The 17,036-nt window shown below is 72.1% G+C and carries 12 protein-coding genes and 1 CRISPR repeat array; of the genes, 6 read left to right on the top strand and 6 right to left on the bottom strand.

The window, feature by feature from the left end; all coding sequences use genetic code 11:
* Positions 1–144 precede the first annotated feature (144 nt).
* Positions 145–1,299: a S1 family peptidase gene (locus ACFQBR_RS17010; protein WP_344180657.1), complete on the top strand. Its 1,155-nt coding sequence runs from the start codon at positions 145–147 to the stop codon at positions 1,297–1,299.
* Between the two features lie 136 nt (positions 1,300–1,435).
* On the opposite strand, the gene ACFQBR_RS17005 is transcribed toward ACFQBR_RS17010, so the two are convergent.
* Both ACFQBR_RS17005 and ACFQBR_RS17000 read right to left on the bottom strand, forming a co-directional pair.
* On the bottom strand, positions 1,436–3,049 hold the full coding sequence (locus ACFQBR_RS17005; protein WP_344180655.1) for an amidohydrolase: 1,614 nt from the start codon (positions 3,047–3,049) through the stop codon (positions 1,436–1,438).
* A 107-nt stretch (positions 3,050–3,156) separates the two neighbouring features.
* The gene (locus ACFQBR_RS17000) at positions 3,157–4,455 is read right to left on the bottom strand and encodes an MFS transporter (RefSeq protein ID WP_267945325.1); all 1,299 of its coding nucleotides are present in this window, start codon (positions 4,453–4,455) and stop codon (positions 3,157–3,159) included.
* Positions 4,456–4,644: 189 nt separating this feature from the next.
* Here ACFQBR_RS17000 and ACFQBR_RS16995 point away from each other — a divergent pair, with 189 nt between their 5' ends.
* The 3 genes from ACFQBR_RS16995 to ACFQBR_RS16985 all read left to right on the top strand — a co-directional run bounded on the left by ACFQBR_RS16995 (position 4,645) and on the right by ACFQBR_RS16985 (position 7,950).
* Positions 4,645–6,156 (top strand): PucR family transcriptional regulator, encoded by a 1,512-nt coding sequence (locus ACFQBR_RS16995; protein WP_344180653.1) that lies wholly within the window; start codon positions 4,645–4,647, stop codon positions 6,154–6,156.
* A 216-nt stretch (positions 6,157–6,372) separates the two neighbouring features.
* Positions 6,373–7,035 carry a DUF4097 family beta strand repeat-containing protein gene (locus tag ACFQBR_RS16990; protein ID WP_344180651.1) on the top strand — a complete coding sequence of 221 codons (663 nt, stop codon included), beginning with the start codon at positions 6,373–6,375 and terminating at the stop codon, positions 7,033–7,035.
* Between the two features lie 69 nt (positions 7,036–7,104).
* On the top strand, positions 7,105–7,950 hold the full coding sequence (locus ACFQBR_RS16985) for an alpha/beta fold hydrolase (RefSeq protein ID WP_267945328.1): 846 nt from the start codon (positions 7,105–7,107) through the stop codon (positions 7,948–7,950).
* A 522-nt stretch (positions 7,951–8,472) separates the two neighbouring features.
* Positions 8,473–8,746: a CRISPR direct-repeat array (repeat unit 29 nt; unit sequence CGGTCCATCCCCGCGTGCGCGGGGCTCAC).
* Between the two features lie 111 nt (positions 8,747–8,857).
* On the opposite strand, the gene dop is transcribed toward ACFQBR_RS16985, so the two are convergent.
* Both dop and ACFQBR_RS16975 read right to left on the bottom strand, forming a co-directional pair.
* A complete protein-coding gene (dop, locus tag ACFQBR_RS16980) occupies positions 8,858–10,375 on the bottom strand; it encodes a depupylase/deamidase Dop (RefSeq protein WP_344180649.1) in 1,518 nt (505 codons plus the stop codon).
* Positions 10,376–10,635: 260 nt separating this feature from the next.
* Positions 10,636–11,793 carry an FAD-dependent oxidoreductase gene (locus ACFQBR_RS16975; protein ID WP_344180647.1) on the bottom strand — a complete coding sequence of 386 codons (1,158 nt, stop codon included), beginning with the start codon at positions 11,791–11,793 and terminating at the stop codon, positions 10,636–10,638.
* 677 nt (positions 11,794–12,470) lie between these two features.
* On the opposite strand from ACFQBR_RS16975, the gene ACFQBR_RS16970 reads away from it, so the two are divergent.
* Together ACFQBR_RS16970 and ACFQBR_RS16965 are read left to right on the top strand one after the other, a co-directional pair.
* Positions 12,471–13,604, top strand: a complete 1,134-nt coding sequence (locus tag ACFQBR_RS16970; RefSeq protein ID WP_344180645.1) for an undecaprenyl-diphosphate phosphatase — start codon at positions 12,471–12,473, stop codon at positions 13,602–13,604.
* A gap of 559 nt (positions 13,605–14,163) precedes the next feature.
* On the top strand, positions 14,164–15,804 hold the full coding sequence (locus ACFQBR_RS16965) for a septum formation family protein (protein ID WP_344180643.1): 1,641 nt from the start codon (positions 14,164–14,166) through the stop codon (positions 15,802–15,804).
* A 330-nt stretch (positions 15,805–16,134) separates the two neighbouring features.
* Here the strand turns inward: ACFQBR_RS16965 and ACFQBR_RS16960 are convergent, their stop codons facing one another.
* Positions 16,135–16,383: a hypothetical protein gene (locus tag ACFQBR_RS16960; protein WP_267945332.1), complete on the bottom strand. Its 249-nt coding sequence runs from the start codon at positions 16,381–16,383 to the stop codon at positions 16,135–16,137.
* A gap of 146 nt (positions 16,384–16,529) precedes the next feature.
* Positions 16,530–16,811 (bottom strand): hypothetical protein, encoded by a 282-nt coding sequence (locus ACFQBR_RS16955; RefSeq protein ID WP_344180641.1) that lies wholly within the window; start codon positions 16,809–16,811, stop codon positions 16,530–16,532.
* Positions 16,812–17,036: the final 225 nt, after the last annotated feature.

Below are 17,036 nucleotides of genomic sequence, written 5' to 3'. Positions count from 1 at the left end.
TCCATTTATGTTGGGGATCGTTTACCGGATGTCTCGGTGAATTCCGGACGTCGGAACAACTCCGTCCTCCGGAAATGGGGTTTCCGTCCCGACCGGCGCGGACACTCCGAATCCCCCTTGATCCCCCTTGGAGAGTAGACACCCATGCGACCCTCCCCCGTCATCTCCGCCATCGGCACGGGAGCCCTGGCCTTCGGCCTGGCCCTGTCCCTGGCGCCGGGCGCCCTCGCGGCGACCGCCCCCCTCCCCCAGGGACCCGTCGCCGACGACAACGCCGCCAGCATGTTCGAGGCCCTCGAGCGGGACCTCGACCTCACCCAGTCCGAGGCCGAGTCCCTCCTGGAGGCCCAGGAGGCCGCCCTGGAGATCGACGCAGAGGCCACCGAGGCAGCCGGCTCCGCCTACGGCGGTTCCACCTTCGACATCGACACCCACACCCTCACCGTCCTGGTGACCGACGCCGCGGCGGTCGAGGCCGTCGAGGCGGCCGGCGCCGAGGCGAGCGTCGTCTCCTACGGGACCGAGGGCCTGGCCGAGGTCGTGGACGACCTCAACGCGGCCGACGTCCCGGAGGGCATCGTCGGCTGGTACCCGGACGTCACGAGCGACACCGTCGTGGTCGAGGTCCTGGAGGGCTCCGGCGCCGACATCGACGCCCTGCTCGCCGAGGCGGGCGTGGACGCCTCCGCCGTCCAGGTCCAGGAGACCAGCGAGACCCCCGAGACCTACGCCGACATCATCGGCGGCCTCGCCTACACCATGGGCGGACGCTGCTCGGTCGGCTTCGCCGCCACCAACAGCGCCGGACAGCCCGGCTTCGTCACCGCCGGCCACTGCGGCCGCGTCGGCACCGCGGTGACCATCGGCAACGGCCGCGGCACCTTCCAGAACTCGGTCTTCCCCGGCAACGACGCCGCGTTCGTGCGGGGCACCTCCAACTTCACCCTGACCAACCTGGTCTCCCGCTACAACTCCGGCGGTTACCAGAGCGTCACCGGCACCAGCCAGGCCGCCGTCGGCTCCGCCATCTGCCGCTCCGGCTCCACCACCGGCTGGCACTGCGGCACCATCCAGGCCCGCAACCAGACGGTGAGCTACCCGCAGGGCACCGTCTACTCGCTCACCCGCACCAACGTGTGCGCCGAGCCCGGTGACTCCGGCGGCTCGTTCATCTCCGGCTCGCAGGCCCAGGGCGTCACCTCCGGTGGCTCCGGCAACTGCTCCGTCGGCGGCACCACCTTCTACCAGGAGGTCCTGCCGATGGTGAACTCCTGGGGCGTCAGCATCCGCACCAGCTGACCCTCCTCACCACCCCTGACCGTCCCCGTCCGCGTCAGCGGGCGGGGACGCCCATGTCTCCGGGGCGGCACCGGGTGCCCGGCGCCGCCCCGGTGCTCCACCCGGCCCCCGCGTGCGGCGGGACCGGGCAGACGCCTCAGGAGGCGCGGTGGGCGACGCGCCCGTCCAGCACCGTCAACCAGGCGTCGACCTCGCGCAGCCGCTGCTCCGGCAAAGACTCGACGTCGCGGTCCAGGACCACCAGGTCGGCCAGGTATCCGGGGCGCAGGGCCCCCAGCCGGTCCTCCACACCGAGGGCGTGGGCGGCGTCCAGGGTGTGGGCGCGCAGCGCCTCGTGCAGGGTGACGGCCTGCTCGACACCGATCGGGGCGCCCTCCCGGGTGGTACGGCACACCGCGTTGGCGACGGTGTCCATCGGACGCAGGCTGGACACGAACGAGTCGCTGGACAGCACCGGGCGCAGACCCAGGTCGATCTCCTCGCGCATCGGCTGGAGCCGGTGCGCCCGCTCGCCGAGGCGGCGGACGAAGTCGCCGCCGCTGTCGTACAGGAAGTTGGGCTGGTTGACCGGGATGACCCCGTAGTCGGTGAAGCGCTTGGCCTGCTCCGGGGTCGGGTAGCCGCAGTGCTCCACCCGCGGGCGCGGGTCCGGGCCGGACACGCGCGCGGCCGAGGCGATGGCGGCCAGGGTGTTCTCCATCGCCGCGTCGCCCTGGGTGTGGATGGCCACCTGCCAGCCCTCTGCCGCCGCCCGCGTCACCAGGTCGACGAGCTGGTCGGGGTGGTGGTAGAGGCTGCCCGCGAACTCGCCCCGCTCGCCGTAGGGGACGCTGAACTTGGCTGTACCGCCAAGGAGGGTCCCGTCGGAGTAGAACTTCATGCCGGTCAGGCGCAGCCAGTCGTCGCCGAAGGGGCTCGCCAGCCCCGCGTGGGTGAGCGAGTCCAGCTGGTGGGAGAGCGGCATGCCGAACGTGCGCAGCGGCAGGGTCCCGGCGGCGCGGGCGGCCCGGTAGACGCGCAGCTCGCGCGCCGACACCTGCGGGTCGCACACGGTGGTGACACCGGCCGACAGGTAGGGGACGGCGGCGGCGGAGAGCCAGCCCAGCAGCTGCTCGGCCGGGAGGTCGGTGTGGAAGTTGGGGCCGTGGCAGCCGATGTCGACCGCCAGGGGCAGCAGCAGCTCCATGGCCGAGTCCAGGACCATCCCGGTCAGGCGCCCGCCCTCGTCGCGCACGAAGGAGCCGCCCGACGGGTCGGGGACGTCCTCGCCGATACCGCTCCAGGCCAGGGCGGCGGAGTTCACCACCGCCTGGTGGCCCGAGACGTGGTAGACGATGACCGGGTGCTCGCCGGTGGCGCCGTCCAGGTCGCGGCGGGTGGGACGGCCCCCGGGGAACTTGGCGTCGTCCATGTGGAAGGCGCGGATCCACTGCCCCGGCGGGGTCCGCTCGGCCTCGGCCCCGATGACCGCGACCAGGTCGGCCGCACTGCCCACGCGCGGGTAGCCGGCGTCGACGGCGGCCAGCGACTCGGCGGTGGACAACAGGTGGTTGTGCGGGTCGATGAACCCGGGCAGGACGGTCCGCCCGCCCGCGTCCACCTCGGTCGCGCCGGGACCTGCGGCGGCTCTGGCGGCCTCGACGCTCCCGGCGAGGCGGACCCGTCCGTCGAGCACGGCGACGGCCTCGGCCCGCGGGTTGGTGTCGTCCATGGTCAGGACGTTGGCGTTGTGGATGAGCAGACCGGACACGGGTGCGGTTCCTCCCTGGATGGGGTGCCGCCGGACGGAAGGGCCCGGCGGCGGTGGGTGTGCGGCGGTACCGCCGCGGTGCGGCGGCGGGTGTGCGGACGGCCGCGTCAGGCGGCGGTGACCAGGTCGTCGTCCTGGTGGCGGGGGGCCTTGGCCAGGCAGGCGATGCTCACCACGGCCATGGCCATGAGCAGGCCGGCGACGGGCAGGATGCTGCCGGTCACGGCGAACAGGGCCGTGCACACGATCGGGGACAGGCCGCCGAAGACGGCGCCCGCGACCTGGTAGGCGATGGAGATGCTGGTGTAGCGGGCCCGGGGCGGGAACATCTGGGCGAGGACGCGGGCGATGGGGCCGTAGACGGCGGCCATGGCCAGGCGCATGACGCACAGCATCACGAAGATCAGGAGGGTGCTGCCGGTCTCCATGACCAGGAACTGGGGCAGGGCCAGGACGATGACCCCCACCAGGCCGATGGTGACGACCCGGACGGTGCCGAAGCGGTCGCCCAGCCAGGACACCCCGAGGGTGGCGACCAGCTCGACGAACGCGGCCAGGCTCAGGCCGTTGAGGATGACCTGTTCGCTGACGCCGACCTCGACGCCGTAGGCCTGGAGGAACGTGGTGACGATGTAGTAGCCGCCGACGGCCACGGGCAGGATGCCGATGCCCAGCAGCAGGGGGCGCCACGAGGTGCGCACGGCCTCGCGCAGGGGCAGCTCCGCCGGCCGCCCGTCGTTCTCCTGGACCGCCTCGAAGACCGGGGACTCCTCGACCTTCAACCGGATCAGCAGGCCCACCAGGACCAGCAGGACCGAGGCGAGGAAGGGCAGGCGCCAGCCCCAGGTGTACAGCAGGTCGGCGTCCCAGGCGGCGATGAGCCCGAACGAACCGGTGGCGAGCAGGGCGCCGGCGGGGTTGCCCAGCTGGGCGAAGGCGCCGTAGAACGTCTTGCGGTTCTCGGGGGCGTGCTCGACAGCCATCAGGACGGCGCCGCCCCACTCCCCGCCCACGGCGATGCCCTGCACGAAGCGCAGCAGCACCAGGAGCAGCGGGGCGATGAAGCCGGCCTGCTCGTAGGTGGGCAGGAGGCCCACGCAGAACGTGGCCACGCCCATCATCAGCAGCGTGATGACCAGCGCCGACTTGCGGCCGAGCCGGTCACCGAAGTGGCCGAAGACGATCCCGCCGAGCGGGCGCGCGAAGAACCCCACGGAGAAGGTGGCGAAGGACGCCATCAGCCCGATCATGGGGTCGGTGCCGGGCGGGAAGAAGAGGGTGCCGAACACCAGGCTGGCGGCCGTGGCGTAGACGTAGAAGTCGAACCACTCGATGGTGGTGCCCACGAAGGCCGCTATCGCCGCACGCGCCGGGTGCGAGGACGTGGGGGCGGTCCGGTCTGACATGTGTACTCCGTTGCGCGTTCGGTGAGTCCCGGCCGCACCCCTGGGAGGGGTGTCGCCGCTGGCCACAGCCGGTTCGGATGTTGTTGTGACCGTAGACACCCCGACGCCGCCCGGGTCGGGACGGTCCGCACTCCACGCGCTGTTACAAATGTGCAAGGTGCACACAACCCCCTCCGGAGGTGGGATCCCGTGACGATCACGGTCGGCGACATCACCGCGAACCCCGCCCTGGAGGTGCGGGCCGCGGCCGGGCACACCGGCCTGGGCCGGTCCATCCGCTGGGCGCACGTGACCGAGCTGCACGACCCGGTGCGGTGGCTCCGCGGCGGCGAACTGGTGCTGACGGTCGGGCTGGGGCTGGGCTCCGACGAGCGGTCGCGCCGGGAGTACGTCCGCCGCCTGCACGGGGCCGGGTGCGCGGGACTGGCCTTCGCGATCGACGTCTGGCTGCGCGAGATCCCGCCCGAGGTGCTGGAGGAGGGCGACGCCCTGGGCCTGCCGGTCCTGCGGGTGGAGGGCAAGACCCCGTTCATCGCGGTGGTGGAGACGGTCGCCGACCACTACGCGGCCGAGCGGACACGGGAACAGCACCGGCTGCTGACCGCGCAGGACGCGATGGCGCGCGCCGCCCTGCGGTCGGGGCCCGCCGGGGTGATGGGAGAGCTGTCCTCGTCGACGGCCGGGGCGTCCCTCCTGCTGGACCGGAACGGGATGACCAGTGTGTCGGTGCCGGACACCGAGCCCCCCTGGCATGCGACGGTGCGCTCGGCGCTGGCGGGACGCCCGCGCGGGATGACGCTGCTGGCGGACGGGGACGCGACGATCCTGCTCCAGACGCTGGGCCCGGCCGGTCGAACGCTGGGCTGGTTGGCGCTGCACTGCCCGTTCCCGGTCACCCCCCACGTGCGGATGCTCGCCAACCACGCGGCGTCGCTGCTGGCGGTGGACCTCCTGCACTCGCGCGACGCCCGGCGGGCGCTGTACCGCGAGCGCGCGCCCGTGCTCCGCGCCGTCGCAACCGGGCGCCCCCAGGTCCAGCCGACCCTGCCCGTCCCCCCGTGGGAGGTGGTGTGCCTGCGAACCCCCGACCCGGCCGCTCTGATGGACCGCGCTGCGGACGCGCTGGTCGACGTGCTGGGCGACACCGACGTGGCCCGCCGGGTGGGACTCGCCGCCCTGGACGACGTGCTGCTGGCGGTGCTGCCCGCGAGCGGTCGGCCGCACACCGGGGAGCGCCTGTTCACGGCCCTGGCCTCGGAGGCGGACGGCCCCTCCGCCGCGGGTGCGTGCGGCGCGCGCCGTCCGGACGACCTGCCCTCCGCCGTGGACCGGGCCCGCAACGCCGCCGCCGACGGCTACCGGCACGTGGACGAGGCCGACGCGTGGGCCCTGCTCCGGTCCTCGGTCCCGGCGACCGGAGCACGCGTCTTCGACCAGGCGGTCCTGGGGCAGCTGCGCGACCACGACGCGCGCAACGCGACGGAGCTGGCGCACACGCTGCTGCACTACCTGGACAACAGCGCCCAGGTGGAGGCGACCGCACGGGACCTCGGGATCCACCGCAACACGCTGCGTTCTCGGCTGCGCATCGCCGAGCGGGTCATGGGCCGGTCCCTGGACGACCCCCGCACCCGGTTGGAGCTGTGGACCGCGCTGAGCCTGGACCCCATGCCCTGCTTCGACGGCATCTGGCACAGCTGAGCGAGAGCGGCTGCCCCGGTCGGTCCCCATAGCGTTCACCCTTCAACCATTGCAATGAACAACGCCCCCGTCGTTGCATTATCTCGACCCCCACCGCAACACTTTCACGGTCCCTACCTGCACTAATGCCATTTACTTGCAACAAGTATGTTGCCGAACAAGGAAAGACAACGTAGCGTTTCCCACATCAGAAACAAACGAGCACGGGAGCGCACGATGCAGAAGTTCACCACCCCCACCCCCATCTCCGCCGTCCTGGACATTCCCGCCGGCCGCATCCAGTTCATCGCCGCGGACCGGGCCGACACCACCGTCGAGGTCCGGCCCGCAGACCCCTCCAAGAACCGCGACACCAGGGCCGCCGAGCAGACCACCGTCGCCTACACCGACGGCGTCCTGCGGGTCACGGCCCCGGCCCCCGACCGGCTCTTCGGCTCCACCGGGTCCCTGGACGTCACCGTCCGGCTGCCCGCCGGCTCGGCCGTCGAGGCCACGTCCGCCGCCGCCGAGCTGCGCGGTGTCGGACGCCTCGGTGACGTCGCCTTCGAGGGCTCCCACCGGCGGACCAAGATCGACGAGGCCGCGAGCGTCCGCCTCACCGCGGTCGACGGCGACGTCGAGGTCGGCCGACTCAACGGCCCCGCCGAGATCAGCACCACCCGGGGCGACATCCGCATCGCCGAGGCCGTACGCGGCACGGTCGTGCTGCGCACCCAGTCCGGCGACATCTCGGTCACCGCCGCCACCGGCGTCTCGGCCTCCCTGGACGCCGGCGCCGACCGGGGCCGCATCAGCAACGCCCTCAAGAACGACGGCGCCGCCGGACTCGACATCCGCGCCACCACCTCGCTCGGCGACATCACCGCCAGCAGCCTCTGAGAAAGCACGACCGGGCCGACACGGAGCCCTGACCACTCCCGCAGAAAACCAGACACGACAAGGCGAGACATGACGAAGAACAGCACTTCCCCGACCCGCGCGGCATGGACCGGCATGGTGCCGGTCGACGACACGGCGCTGGCCGTCACCGACACCGGCGGCCCCGGCACCCCCGTCGTCTACCTCAACGGACAGTTCGCCACCCAGGGCTACTGGCGCCGGGTCATCGCCGACCTGGGCCCCGGATGGCGGCACATCACCTACGACGAACGGGCCCGCGGCAGGAAGTCGCAGACGTCGGCGGACTACTCCTTCGAGATCGCCGTCCGCGACGTCGACGCCGTCCTGGCGGCCAGGGGCGTGGAGCGGGCCCTGGTCGTGGGCTGGTCCTACGGCGCGTTCGTCGGAGCGCACTGGGCCAGCCGCAACCCGGACCGGGCCCTGGGCGCGGTCCTGGTCGACGGCGCCTTCCCCTACGACTGGATCGACGAGGCCACGGAGCAGCGGATCCGGAAGCTGTTCAAGCGGTTGAGCCCCTTCATGACGCTGATGCGTCCGACGGGCCTGACCCCGCGGATGAACGCCGAGCAGATGGCGGACAGCAACATCGAGCTCGGCCGGATCTCCCGGGAAGGCGAACTGGGCCCGGTGCTGGACGCCATCGCCGTCCCGACACGGTACGTGGTCGCCTCGGGGACGTCCTTCGGCAGCAAGGGTGACGAGCAGGAACAGATACGCACCAGTCTCGACGAGGTGACCGCGCGCAACCCCCGCATCCGGGTCAGCGCGAAGGTCCCCAGCAACCACGGCGCGATCCTCAAGAAGGACTTCCACGCCATCGCCGAGGCCGTGCGCGAGGCCGCGGCCCAGGGGGGCGAGCCCGCGAGCGAGCCCGGGCAGCCGCCGGCGGCGTGACCCCTTCCGGCGAGGGGTCGGCTGCGGAGCAGCCCTCGGGCGCCCGTCCGTCCCGGAAAAGGGAAGTGCCCCCGCGCGACGCTCGGTCGCGCGGGGGCCTCCGCGTCTCGCCGGACCCTGCGGCATCCCCCGATACCGGCGGTCCGGCGCGGGCCGCGCGCGCACCCCCATGAGCGCCCGGCCCCGCACCCGCGCTGTGTCATCCCGGGACCGCACGACCGTAGAGGCCGTACCCCCTGGTCCTCGGGGCGCGCAGATGCGTTACACCCCTCTCTACCCGATTCGCCGCGGGCAAACATGGGACTGCCACACGACTCGGAGCGGCCTCGGAAGCGGGGATCCCGCCACAGGCTTTCAGGACATAGCGGTCGGCGCCTGGCCTGCGAAAACCGTCCTCAGGCACGGTTGGAGGGCCGCCCCGTGCGGAACTCCGGTGTGCACGGGCTCACACTTCCGCCGCTGTCCGCCGAGCCTGTCCCCGCGTGCGCGGGCCTCCGGTCCATCCCCGCGTGCGCGGGGCTCCGGTCCATCCCCGCGTGCGCGGGGCTCACACGAGGTCGACCGCGTTCAACTTGTTTCGCAGCGGTCCATCCCCGCGTGCGCGGGGCTCACGGTCGCGTACGCCCAGAAGCGAGGCCCTGACCGGGTCCATCCCCGCGTGCGCGGGGCTCACCGGCCCGGGTCACTGGATTCCTTCCGCGTTGTCGGTCCATCCCCGCGTGCGCGGGGCTCACCCGGTGGGCATCCAACCCACTGAGCACGAGAACCGGTCCATCCCCGCGTGCGCGGGGCTCACAGTTGCCGACCTGCACAAACACAGGGCGTTATCTCCGCGTGATCAACCGGGAGGCCGCAGCGACCGAGGGGCGGAACCTCGCGGTCCCGCCCCAGGCGTCGTCTCAGTACCTCACTGCCTGCGGGTGAGCACCGCGACCAGGTCCGCCGCGGTGTCCGAAGCGTCCAGCAGGGCTCCCACGTGCTCCTTGGTTCCCCGGCGGGGCTCCAGGGTGGGAACCCGCTGGAGGGAGTCGTAGCCGGGCAGGTCGAAGATCACCGAGTCCCAGGAGGCCGCGGCGACCTCGTCCGCGTACTTGGCCAGGCAGCGGCCCCGGAAGTACGCCCGGGTGTCCTCCGGCGGCTCGGTGACCGCGCGGTTGACCTCGGCCTCCTCCACCAGGCGCTGCATACGGCCGCGGGCCACCAGCCGGTTGTAGATGCCCTTCTCCGGGCGCACGTCCGAGTACTGGAGGTCCACCAGCTGCAGGCGCGGGTGCGACCACTCCAGGTTGTCCCGCGACCGGTACCCCTCCAGCACCTTCAGCTTGGCGACCCAGTCCAGCTCCGCAGCTAGGCTCATCGGGTCGGACCCCAGCCTGCTCAGCACCGACTCCCACCGGTCCAGGACGTCGGCGGTGTCCGGGTCGACGTCGGTGCCGAAGCGGTCCTCCACGTACTTGCGCGCCTGGTCCAGGTACTCGCCCTGCAGTTCCAGCGCGGTCATCCTGCGCCCGTCGCGCAGCTTCACCCTGTGGGTGAGCCCCGGATCGTGCGAGACCGCCCTCAGGTCCGCCACCGGGGTCTCCAGCGACAGGTCCACGCTCAGGAACCCGTCCTCGATCATCGACAGCACCAGCGCGGTCGTCCCCAGCTTGAGGTAGGTGGAGATCTCGCTCATGTTGGCGTCGCCGATGATGACGTGCAGCCGCCGGTACCGGTCGGGGTCGGCGTGCGGCTCGTCCCGGGTGTTGATGATGGGGCGCTTGAGGGTCGTCTCCAGACCCACCTCGACCTCGAAGAAGTCGGCGCGCTGGGAGATCTGGAACCCGCTGCCCTGGCCGTCCGAGCCGATGCCGACCTTGCCCGCGCCGCACACCACCTGCCGGGAGACGAAGAACGGGATGAGGTGCCGGACGATGTCGCCGAACGGCGTCGACCGGTTCATCAGGTAGTTCTCGTGGCAGCCGTAGGAGGCGCCCTTGTTGTCGGTGTTGTTCTTGTACAGCTGGATGGGGTCGATGCCCGGGGTGGTCCCGGCCCGCGCGGACGCGTCCGCCATCACGCGCTCCCCGGCCTTGTCCCACAGCACCGCGTCGAGCGGGTTGGTGACCTCCGGCGCGGAGTACTCGGGGTGGGCGTGGTCCACGTACAGGCGGGCGCCGTTGGTGAGGATGACGTTGGCCAGCCCCAGGTCCTCGTCCGTGAGCTGCGTGGGGTCGGCGACCTCACGCGCGAGGTCGAAGCCGCGCGCGTCGCGCAGCGGGTTCTCCTCCTCGAAGTCCCAGCGGGCACGTCGCGCCCGGGCCGCCGAGGCGGCCAGGTAGGCGTTGACCACCTGGGTGGAGGTGACCATCGCGTTGGCCCCGGGGTTGCCTGGCACGGAGATCCCGTACTCGGTCTCGATACCCATAATCCGCCGCACACTCATGGTGAGAGGTTATCCACCGCGACCCGCTCTTGAACGCTTCCGCGCCAATCGTGGCCCAAGCGCCGTCTTCCCGGGCGTTTCGCCGCAAGCGTCGGATCCGTTGTCATCGCAGGTCGCAACGGATCCCGGAACACCAGTGGGGAAAATCGGAGGCGTTTGCGCCATCCGTTCTTTTTTCTCCGGCGGCGGTGGAGACGGCGGAACCGCCCTCCGGCACCCGGTCCCGTTCCCGCCTTTCCTCCCCGCCGCCCGGCCTGCGGTCAGACCCGGGCCTGCGGTCCTCGCGGAGCGTTCCGCAGGGCGTTGCTGACCAGCTTCAGATACCCCTCCAGCAGTCCGCCCATCGCGGCCGGGGAGAGCGGTACCGGCCTCGTCCCCCCCATACGCTGGGTCGGCTGGTGACCGGAGACCCAGGAGGCCCGAGCGGCCCGCGGGCCGCGCACCCGCTCGTACCGGCGCAGGGCCGGGGCCGCGTCGGCCCCCCGGACGCCGTCCAGCGCGGCGCTCAGCACCAGGGCGTCCTCCAGCGCCTGGTTCGCCCCCTGCGCGGTCGAGGGGGGAAAGGCGTGCACGGCGTCGCCCAGGAGGGTGATCCGCCCGCTGCCCCAGGTCTTCGGGACCGGGGTCTGCACGTGGGGGAAGCTGGTGACGTCCTCGTCCTTCGCGTGGGCCAGCACCGCGCGGACGTCCGGATCGGTCCATGCCCCGAAGCGCTCCCGCAGCACCTCCGCGGGCGAGGCGGGCTCGGGGTCCCCGGGGGCCCAGGGGAGGTCGAACCACCACTGCACCATCCCGCCGCCGGTGGGGATGATGCCGCACGTCCCCCCGGGTCCGGTCAGCCAGCGCGAGGTGGTGCTCTCGGCGAGCGGCACCGGCAGCGGGGTCAGGCCCTGCCAGCTGGCGTAGCCGCGCGGGCGGGGCACGTCGCCGGGGCGCAGGCAGGCCCGGACCGCCGAGTGGACGCCGTCCGCGCCGATCACGGCGTCGGCGCGGGCGGTGGTGCCGTCCTCGAACAGCGCCGTCACGCCGTCGGCGTCCTGTCGCACACCGGTGCACGCCGGACCGAAGCGGACGACGCCGTCCGGGAGTTGCGACGCCAGCCGGTCCAGCAGCTCGCGGCGCGGGAGGCACAGGTTGGGCCACCCGAGGCGCGCGGAGACGGACCGCAGGTCGATCCGGTACAGCTCGGCACCGGTGTGCGTGGATCCGATGATGACCTCGGTGGGGCGCCCCAGCCCGGTCGGGTCGATGCCCAGCCCGCCCAGGGCCGCCGTGCCGTTGGACCACAGCGCCAGGGCCGCTCCGCCGGTGCGCAGTACCTCGCCCCGCTCGAAGACCCGTACGTCGTGTCCCCTGCGCCTGAGGCCGACGGCCGCCGCCAGCCCGCCGACTCCGGCTCCGATGATGACGACGTCCATGGCTCTCTCCCCTGGTGCTGTCCGTCCGTGGCACTCACGCTAGGGGCCCTCTCCGGGAGGCCCGCACGGGGTCGGGTATGGGCGAAAAGCCGATTTTCATTCCGCTCGGGTGCCCCAGAACCCGCCTCCGCCTGCGGCAACGGGAACCGGGTACCGGGTATGGCAGGGGCGGGGCGGGCGCCGGCGGCAGGGGATCACGCCTCGCCCGGCCCGCACGGAGCGCGGGGCCGGGAAGACGCGCACCCCCGGAACAGGCGTTTCACGGTGGTGACCCGTACGGGGGGAAACCCTGGCCGCTTCCGGACAAGAACCCTGCCGCGTTCGGCCCCTGCGCCGTCGGCCCCGCCCCGAGTCGCGAACCGCTACCCGGCGCCGCTAGGGTGTGACGTTGAGTCACGCCTCGGACGCCTCTCGTCGGACGGCCGTCGCCTCACCCCGCGCCAGCTCGCCTGCGTCGCGGCCGACCCGCCGGGAATTCCGGTGGCGGCTCCGCGTACGCTCGGACCTCCCGGGAGCGGGCCGCCGTGCCCGCCCCGCCGAACGCGGCGCCGATCCGACCGGGAACGGACGCCGTGGGCCACGCCGCCCTCGGCCGGCTTCCCGGAGCATCCCCCGCCGCTCACCCGCCACCCCGCCCTCCCCAGGGGCGCCCGAAGCAGCCTGGAGCAGTTCCCGCCGTGTCCCTCTTCGAAGCCATCGTCCTCGGCCTGGTCCAGGGGCTGACCGAGTTCCTGCCCGTCTCCTCCAGCGGACACCTGCGCGTGATGTCCGCGTTCTTCGGCTGGCCCGACCCCGGGGCCGCCTTCACCGCCGTCAGCCAGCTCGGCACCGAACTGGCGGTCCTGATCTACTTCCGGCAGCGGATCTGGGCCATCCTCTCCACCTGGACCAGGTCGCTGTTCGACCGCGAGCTGCGCGGCGACATCCACGCGCGCCTGGGCTGGTACGTCATCCTCGGCTCGCTGCCGATCGTGGTCCTGGGCCTGCTCCTGGAGGAGCAGATCGACAGCGTCTTCCGCGACCTGCGCCTGATCGCGCTGACCCTCATCGTCTTCGGCGTGATCCTCGGCATCGTCGACCGGTACACGCGCAAGCACCGGGGGATCGAGGACCTCACCGCCTCACGCGGCCTGGTCTTCGGCCTCTTCCAGGCCCTCTCCCTCATCCCGGGCGTGTCCCGGTCGGGCGGCACCGTCACCGGCGGGATGCTGCTCGGGTTCACGCGCAAGGACGCGGCCGAGTACTCCTTCCTGCTCGCGCTGCCCGCCGTGTTCGGCTCCGGCCTGTACAAGCTGACCGACATCGGCGGGAACGAGTACGCGGGGTGGGGGGCCACGATCGTGGGAACCCTCGTCGCCGGCGTGGTCGGGTTCGTGGTGATCGCCTGGCTGATGCGCTTCATCTCCACGCACAGCTTCATGCCGTTCGTCTACTACCGCGTGGGCCTGGGCATCCTCATCCTGGCCCTGGTGAGCTGGGGCGTGCTCGACCCCGAGGGCGGCGCGGAGTCGCAGGCGGCCAGGAGCGACGTCGTGGCGGTGGAGCAGGAGGAGGAGCGGCAGGAGGAGGAGCCCGCGTCCTCCGCCGCGCCGACGGCGGAGCCCTCGGCCCAGCCCTCCGAGGCTCCCGCGCCGACCGTGGACCCCGTCACCGGCTGGGAGGTCGACCCCGAGGTGGGTCTGCCGCGCAACCCGGACACCGGGCTGTACCACGACCCCGAGCTGGGCATGGACGTGGACTACGACCCCGCGACGGGTCTGGCCACCAACCCGGTGACCGGCGAGGCCTACGACCCCCTGGCCGACGACTGAGCCCGTTCCCGGACCGCGCGAGGGGCGGTTCCCGTGCACGCGGGAACCGCCCGCACGGTGACGGTCCGCCGCGGCCCCGAGTCCGGAACCGGGCCGCTGGGGCGCCTCCCCGCCATGGCCCGCAGCAGCTTCTACATTCACCCTAAATCACCCCGAATCCGACCTTTTGTCCAAAACCAGAAAGCGCACGAACTTCACCTCTCCAGCCCCATAAACAAACGCGGACTCCTCGCCGTCTCCCAGGTTTTTCCTGTTCGGGACCTTCGTCAGGTTCGCGAGGAGGCCGGTGGAGCGGCAGACTCCCGAGCGGTTTCGAAAAACCGTGTCCACTTCCGGACATGGACGCGCAACCACCGACTCCGAGGGCGTTCTACGAGTTCAGACCGTTCCTTTTCCTGTTCCGAGGGCTGTGGAACGACCGTTTTCCACGAACCCGGTAAACCGTTGTCGCATTCCTCCTTGTGCGCGCGCACCGCGTCGTTATAGTGGTGGCCCCCACCGGCCGGCCCCCTCGCGTCATCGCGACGCATGCCGCCGGAACCGAGGAGGAGCGCCTTCGATGGATCCCGAAACACTCGCCTCCCAGGTGTTTCCCTATGTGAAAGGCGCGATCAGCGCCTACGGGCAGGCGGTGCTGACACAGACCGAGGACGCGGCGGCGAGCGGCACCGTACGGCTCGGCCAGCGGGTGCTGGCCGCCGTGCTCAGGCGCGGGAGGACCGCACCCCAGGTCGAGGACGCGGTCAGAGGGCTCGCCGCAACGCCGGAGGACCCCGGCGCAGCAGGGGAACTCCACGGCCGGATCAGGCAGGCCCTGCAGGAGGACCCGGGTCTGACCAGGGAGGTGGCCGCCATGATGAACATACGGGTGTCCTCCTTCACGGTGACGGGCCACCACAACGTGAGCGTGGGCGGTGACCATCAGGGCCCGATCCACATGGGCGACAACACCAGCAACACGCACCACAACGTCCACCACACGGTGCACAACACCGTCCACGAGCGGAAGATCAGCGGCTTCTCCATCGCCGCGCTCGTCCTGGGCCTGCTGGGCTTCCTCGTCCTGCCCATCCCCTTCGCCATCGTCTTCGGGCTCCTGGCCCTCACCCGGGTGCTCCGGTCGCCGTCCCAGGCCCAGATCCCGGGCGCCGACCAGGCCGGTGGCGGCGCGTCCGCCGCCGGAGGACCGTCCGCGGCGGGGCCCCGGGAAGCGATGACCGGCCCCGCGGGCCCGACCGGCAAGGACGCCGGAGCCGCGGCGAACAGCACTCCCCCTCCGACCGAGCCCGCCTGGCCGTCCGGACCCGCCGCCGACCCGGCGGCCGGCGCACCCGACGGGCGCGTGGGCGAGGCGGGGCCTTCCGGCGCCGAGGCGCCCTCGGGCACGGACCCCGCCGCTCCGTTCACGCCGGACCGGTCGGTGAGCCAGACCGACCCCTCGGGTTCGGCCACTCCCCCCGGGGCAGACCCGGCCGCGCCGATCACGCCGGACAGGTTCGCAGGCCAGGCGGAATTCCACGCGGGCGTGTACCCGCAACCGGCGCCCACGCCCGGTGCGGCGGGTCCGCCGTTCACACCTCCGCTCGCCGAGGCGTCGGCCCCCTTCGTCCCGGCAGCCGGAAGCGGGTTCGCGGCCGCCAAGGCGATCAGCGTCGTCTTCTCCCTGGTCGGGCTCCTGACAGCAGGCATGTGGGGCCTCGGGTGGACGGCCGCGGCCGTCATCGTCGCGCAGGCGGACTCCGGTTCCTACGCCTCGGAGGACACGGACCTGTCCATCCCGGGCACGCTCCCCTCCGCCTCCGGCGAGGGAGAGGGCCCCTCCCCCGTCGACCTGTGCGAGCCCTCGCCCGGATACGCCACGGTGTGCACGCTGGAGACCGGCGACTGCTTCATCGACCCGGCGACCGCCGAGTTCTACGAGGTCGAGCTCACCTCCTGCGACGAGCCGCACAACGCCCAGGTGATCGGCTCCTACTCCCCCTCAGGGAGCGACTGGCCCGGGGAGGCGGCCTTCACCGCCGACATCGACGCCACGTGCAGCCCCATGAGCGAAAGCGCCCTGGACCCCGCGCGCATGCCGGACACGTACTTCGTCGGCTACATCGCCCCGAACGAGGAATCGTGGGACTACGGGATCCAGGAGGCCTTCTGCTACGTGGCCGCCGACGGCGAGTCGTGGACCACATCCCTCACCTGGTGACCGGGCGTCAGACGGGTCCGCCGTGACGGAAGCCGGCACGACCGGCGGTCCCGTCGCGGCGGACCGGTCCCTGCGATCGGGGCGGCGGGGTCGCGCACGCCCGGACGATCGGGGGTGAGCCCGCTTCGTGTCCGGAAAGGCCGGCGCCGGCTCCGGGCTGTCAGGGCCCTGCCTCGGCGGGCAGGACTGCCTCCTGGCCGCGTTCTCGCGCAGAGAGAGGTGCCGTAGCCTTCCCGCGTTCGTGGCCGGGGCAGGGGAAGCCCTGTTCCCTCACGCCCGGTCCCCCGCGGCCACGTCGTGGCCGCGGGGGACCGGGCTTCGTGCTCGACGTCAGTTCGCGGAGCTGAAGGTGCGGCTCATCCCGGCGCCGTGCGGACCCGCGAAGTAGGTCACCATCTCGTAGACGACCGTTCCGTCGTCGGCGGCCACGCTGCGGATCATCGTGATGCCGGCCCCTTCCGGCCCGGAAAAATGATCCAGGCTCTGGAAGCGGGCGTCGGCCGAGGCCACCGCAGGCGCCCCCAGGGTGAGGCCGAGTGCCAGGACCGTCACGGCCAGGGCACGGTATGAGAGAACCATCGATCCTGCCTATCGTGTTCAGAGGTGGAAACGGCCCTGGCCCGGTGGGGGAACCACCACCGCGCCAGGGATCGTCCGTATTCGGGCTGTGGGCTGTGCTCCTCATGAGCCCGCGGGTGTGTCACCGCGGGCTCCCCTGGAGCGTCCTAGCCGGCGGCGCTGACGGCGCCGCCCTTGGGACCGGCCTCGCTGTGCTTCTCGATGTAGAAGCTGCCGCTCTTGCCGCCTTCGTGGCCGCCCTCGCCGTTCTCGTGGTGGCCGTCCGTGGCGAAGGCGATGACAGCGCTCTGCGAGGCGCCGTGGAGACCGGCCTCGGTGTGGCCGGTCGCGAAGAAGGAGTCGGCCACGGCCGCGGTCGGAGCGCCGAAGGCGAGAGCGGGTGCGACGACAGCGGCGAAGGCAAGGCGGGTCACGGTCTTGCGGTCCAAGGGTGTGTCCTCTCGGTAGGGCCTGGCAGGCCACCCGTGGGGTGACATGTCACAGGAACCGTGTGCGGGGGTCGGAGTCGGTGTCCGGCCCCACGCAATAAATATCCACACCAACCAAGTGGCAACCCTGAGTATTTAAATGCTAACTTAAAGTAGTTATGACGATGTCTTGGCCCGCCCTTGCTCCTCCGGACGTCGTCCCTACCCTCCGCTTGGTGTATCCCG

Source organism: Nocardiopsis tropica (genome assembly GCF_042660575.1).
Lineage (GTDB): Bacteria > Actinomycetota > Actinomycetes > Streptosporangiales > Streptosporangiaceae > Nocardiopsis > Nocardiopsis tropica.
Note: the sequence above shows the minus strand (reverse complement) of the source record. Positions and strands in the feature narration are given on the sequence as shown.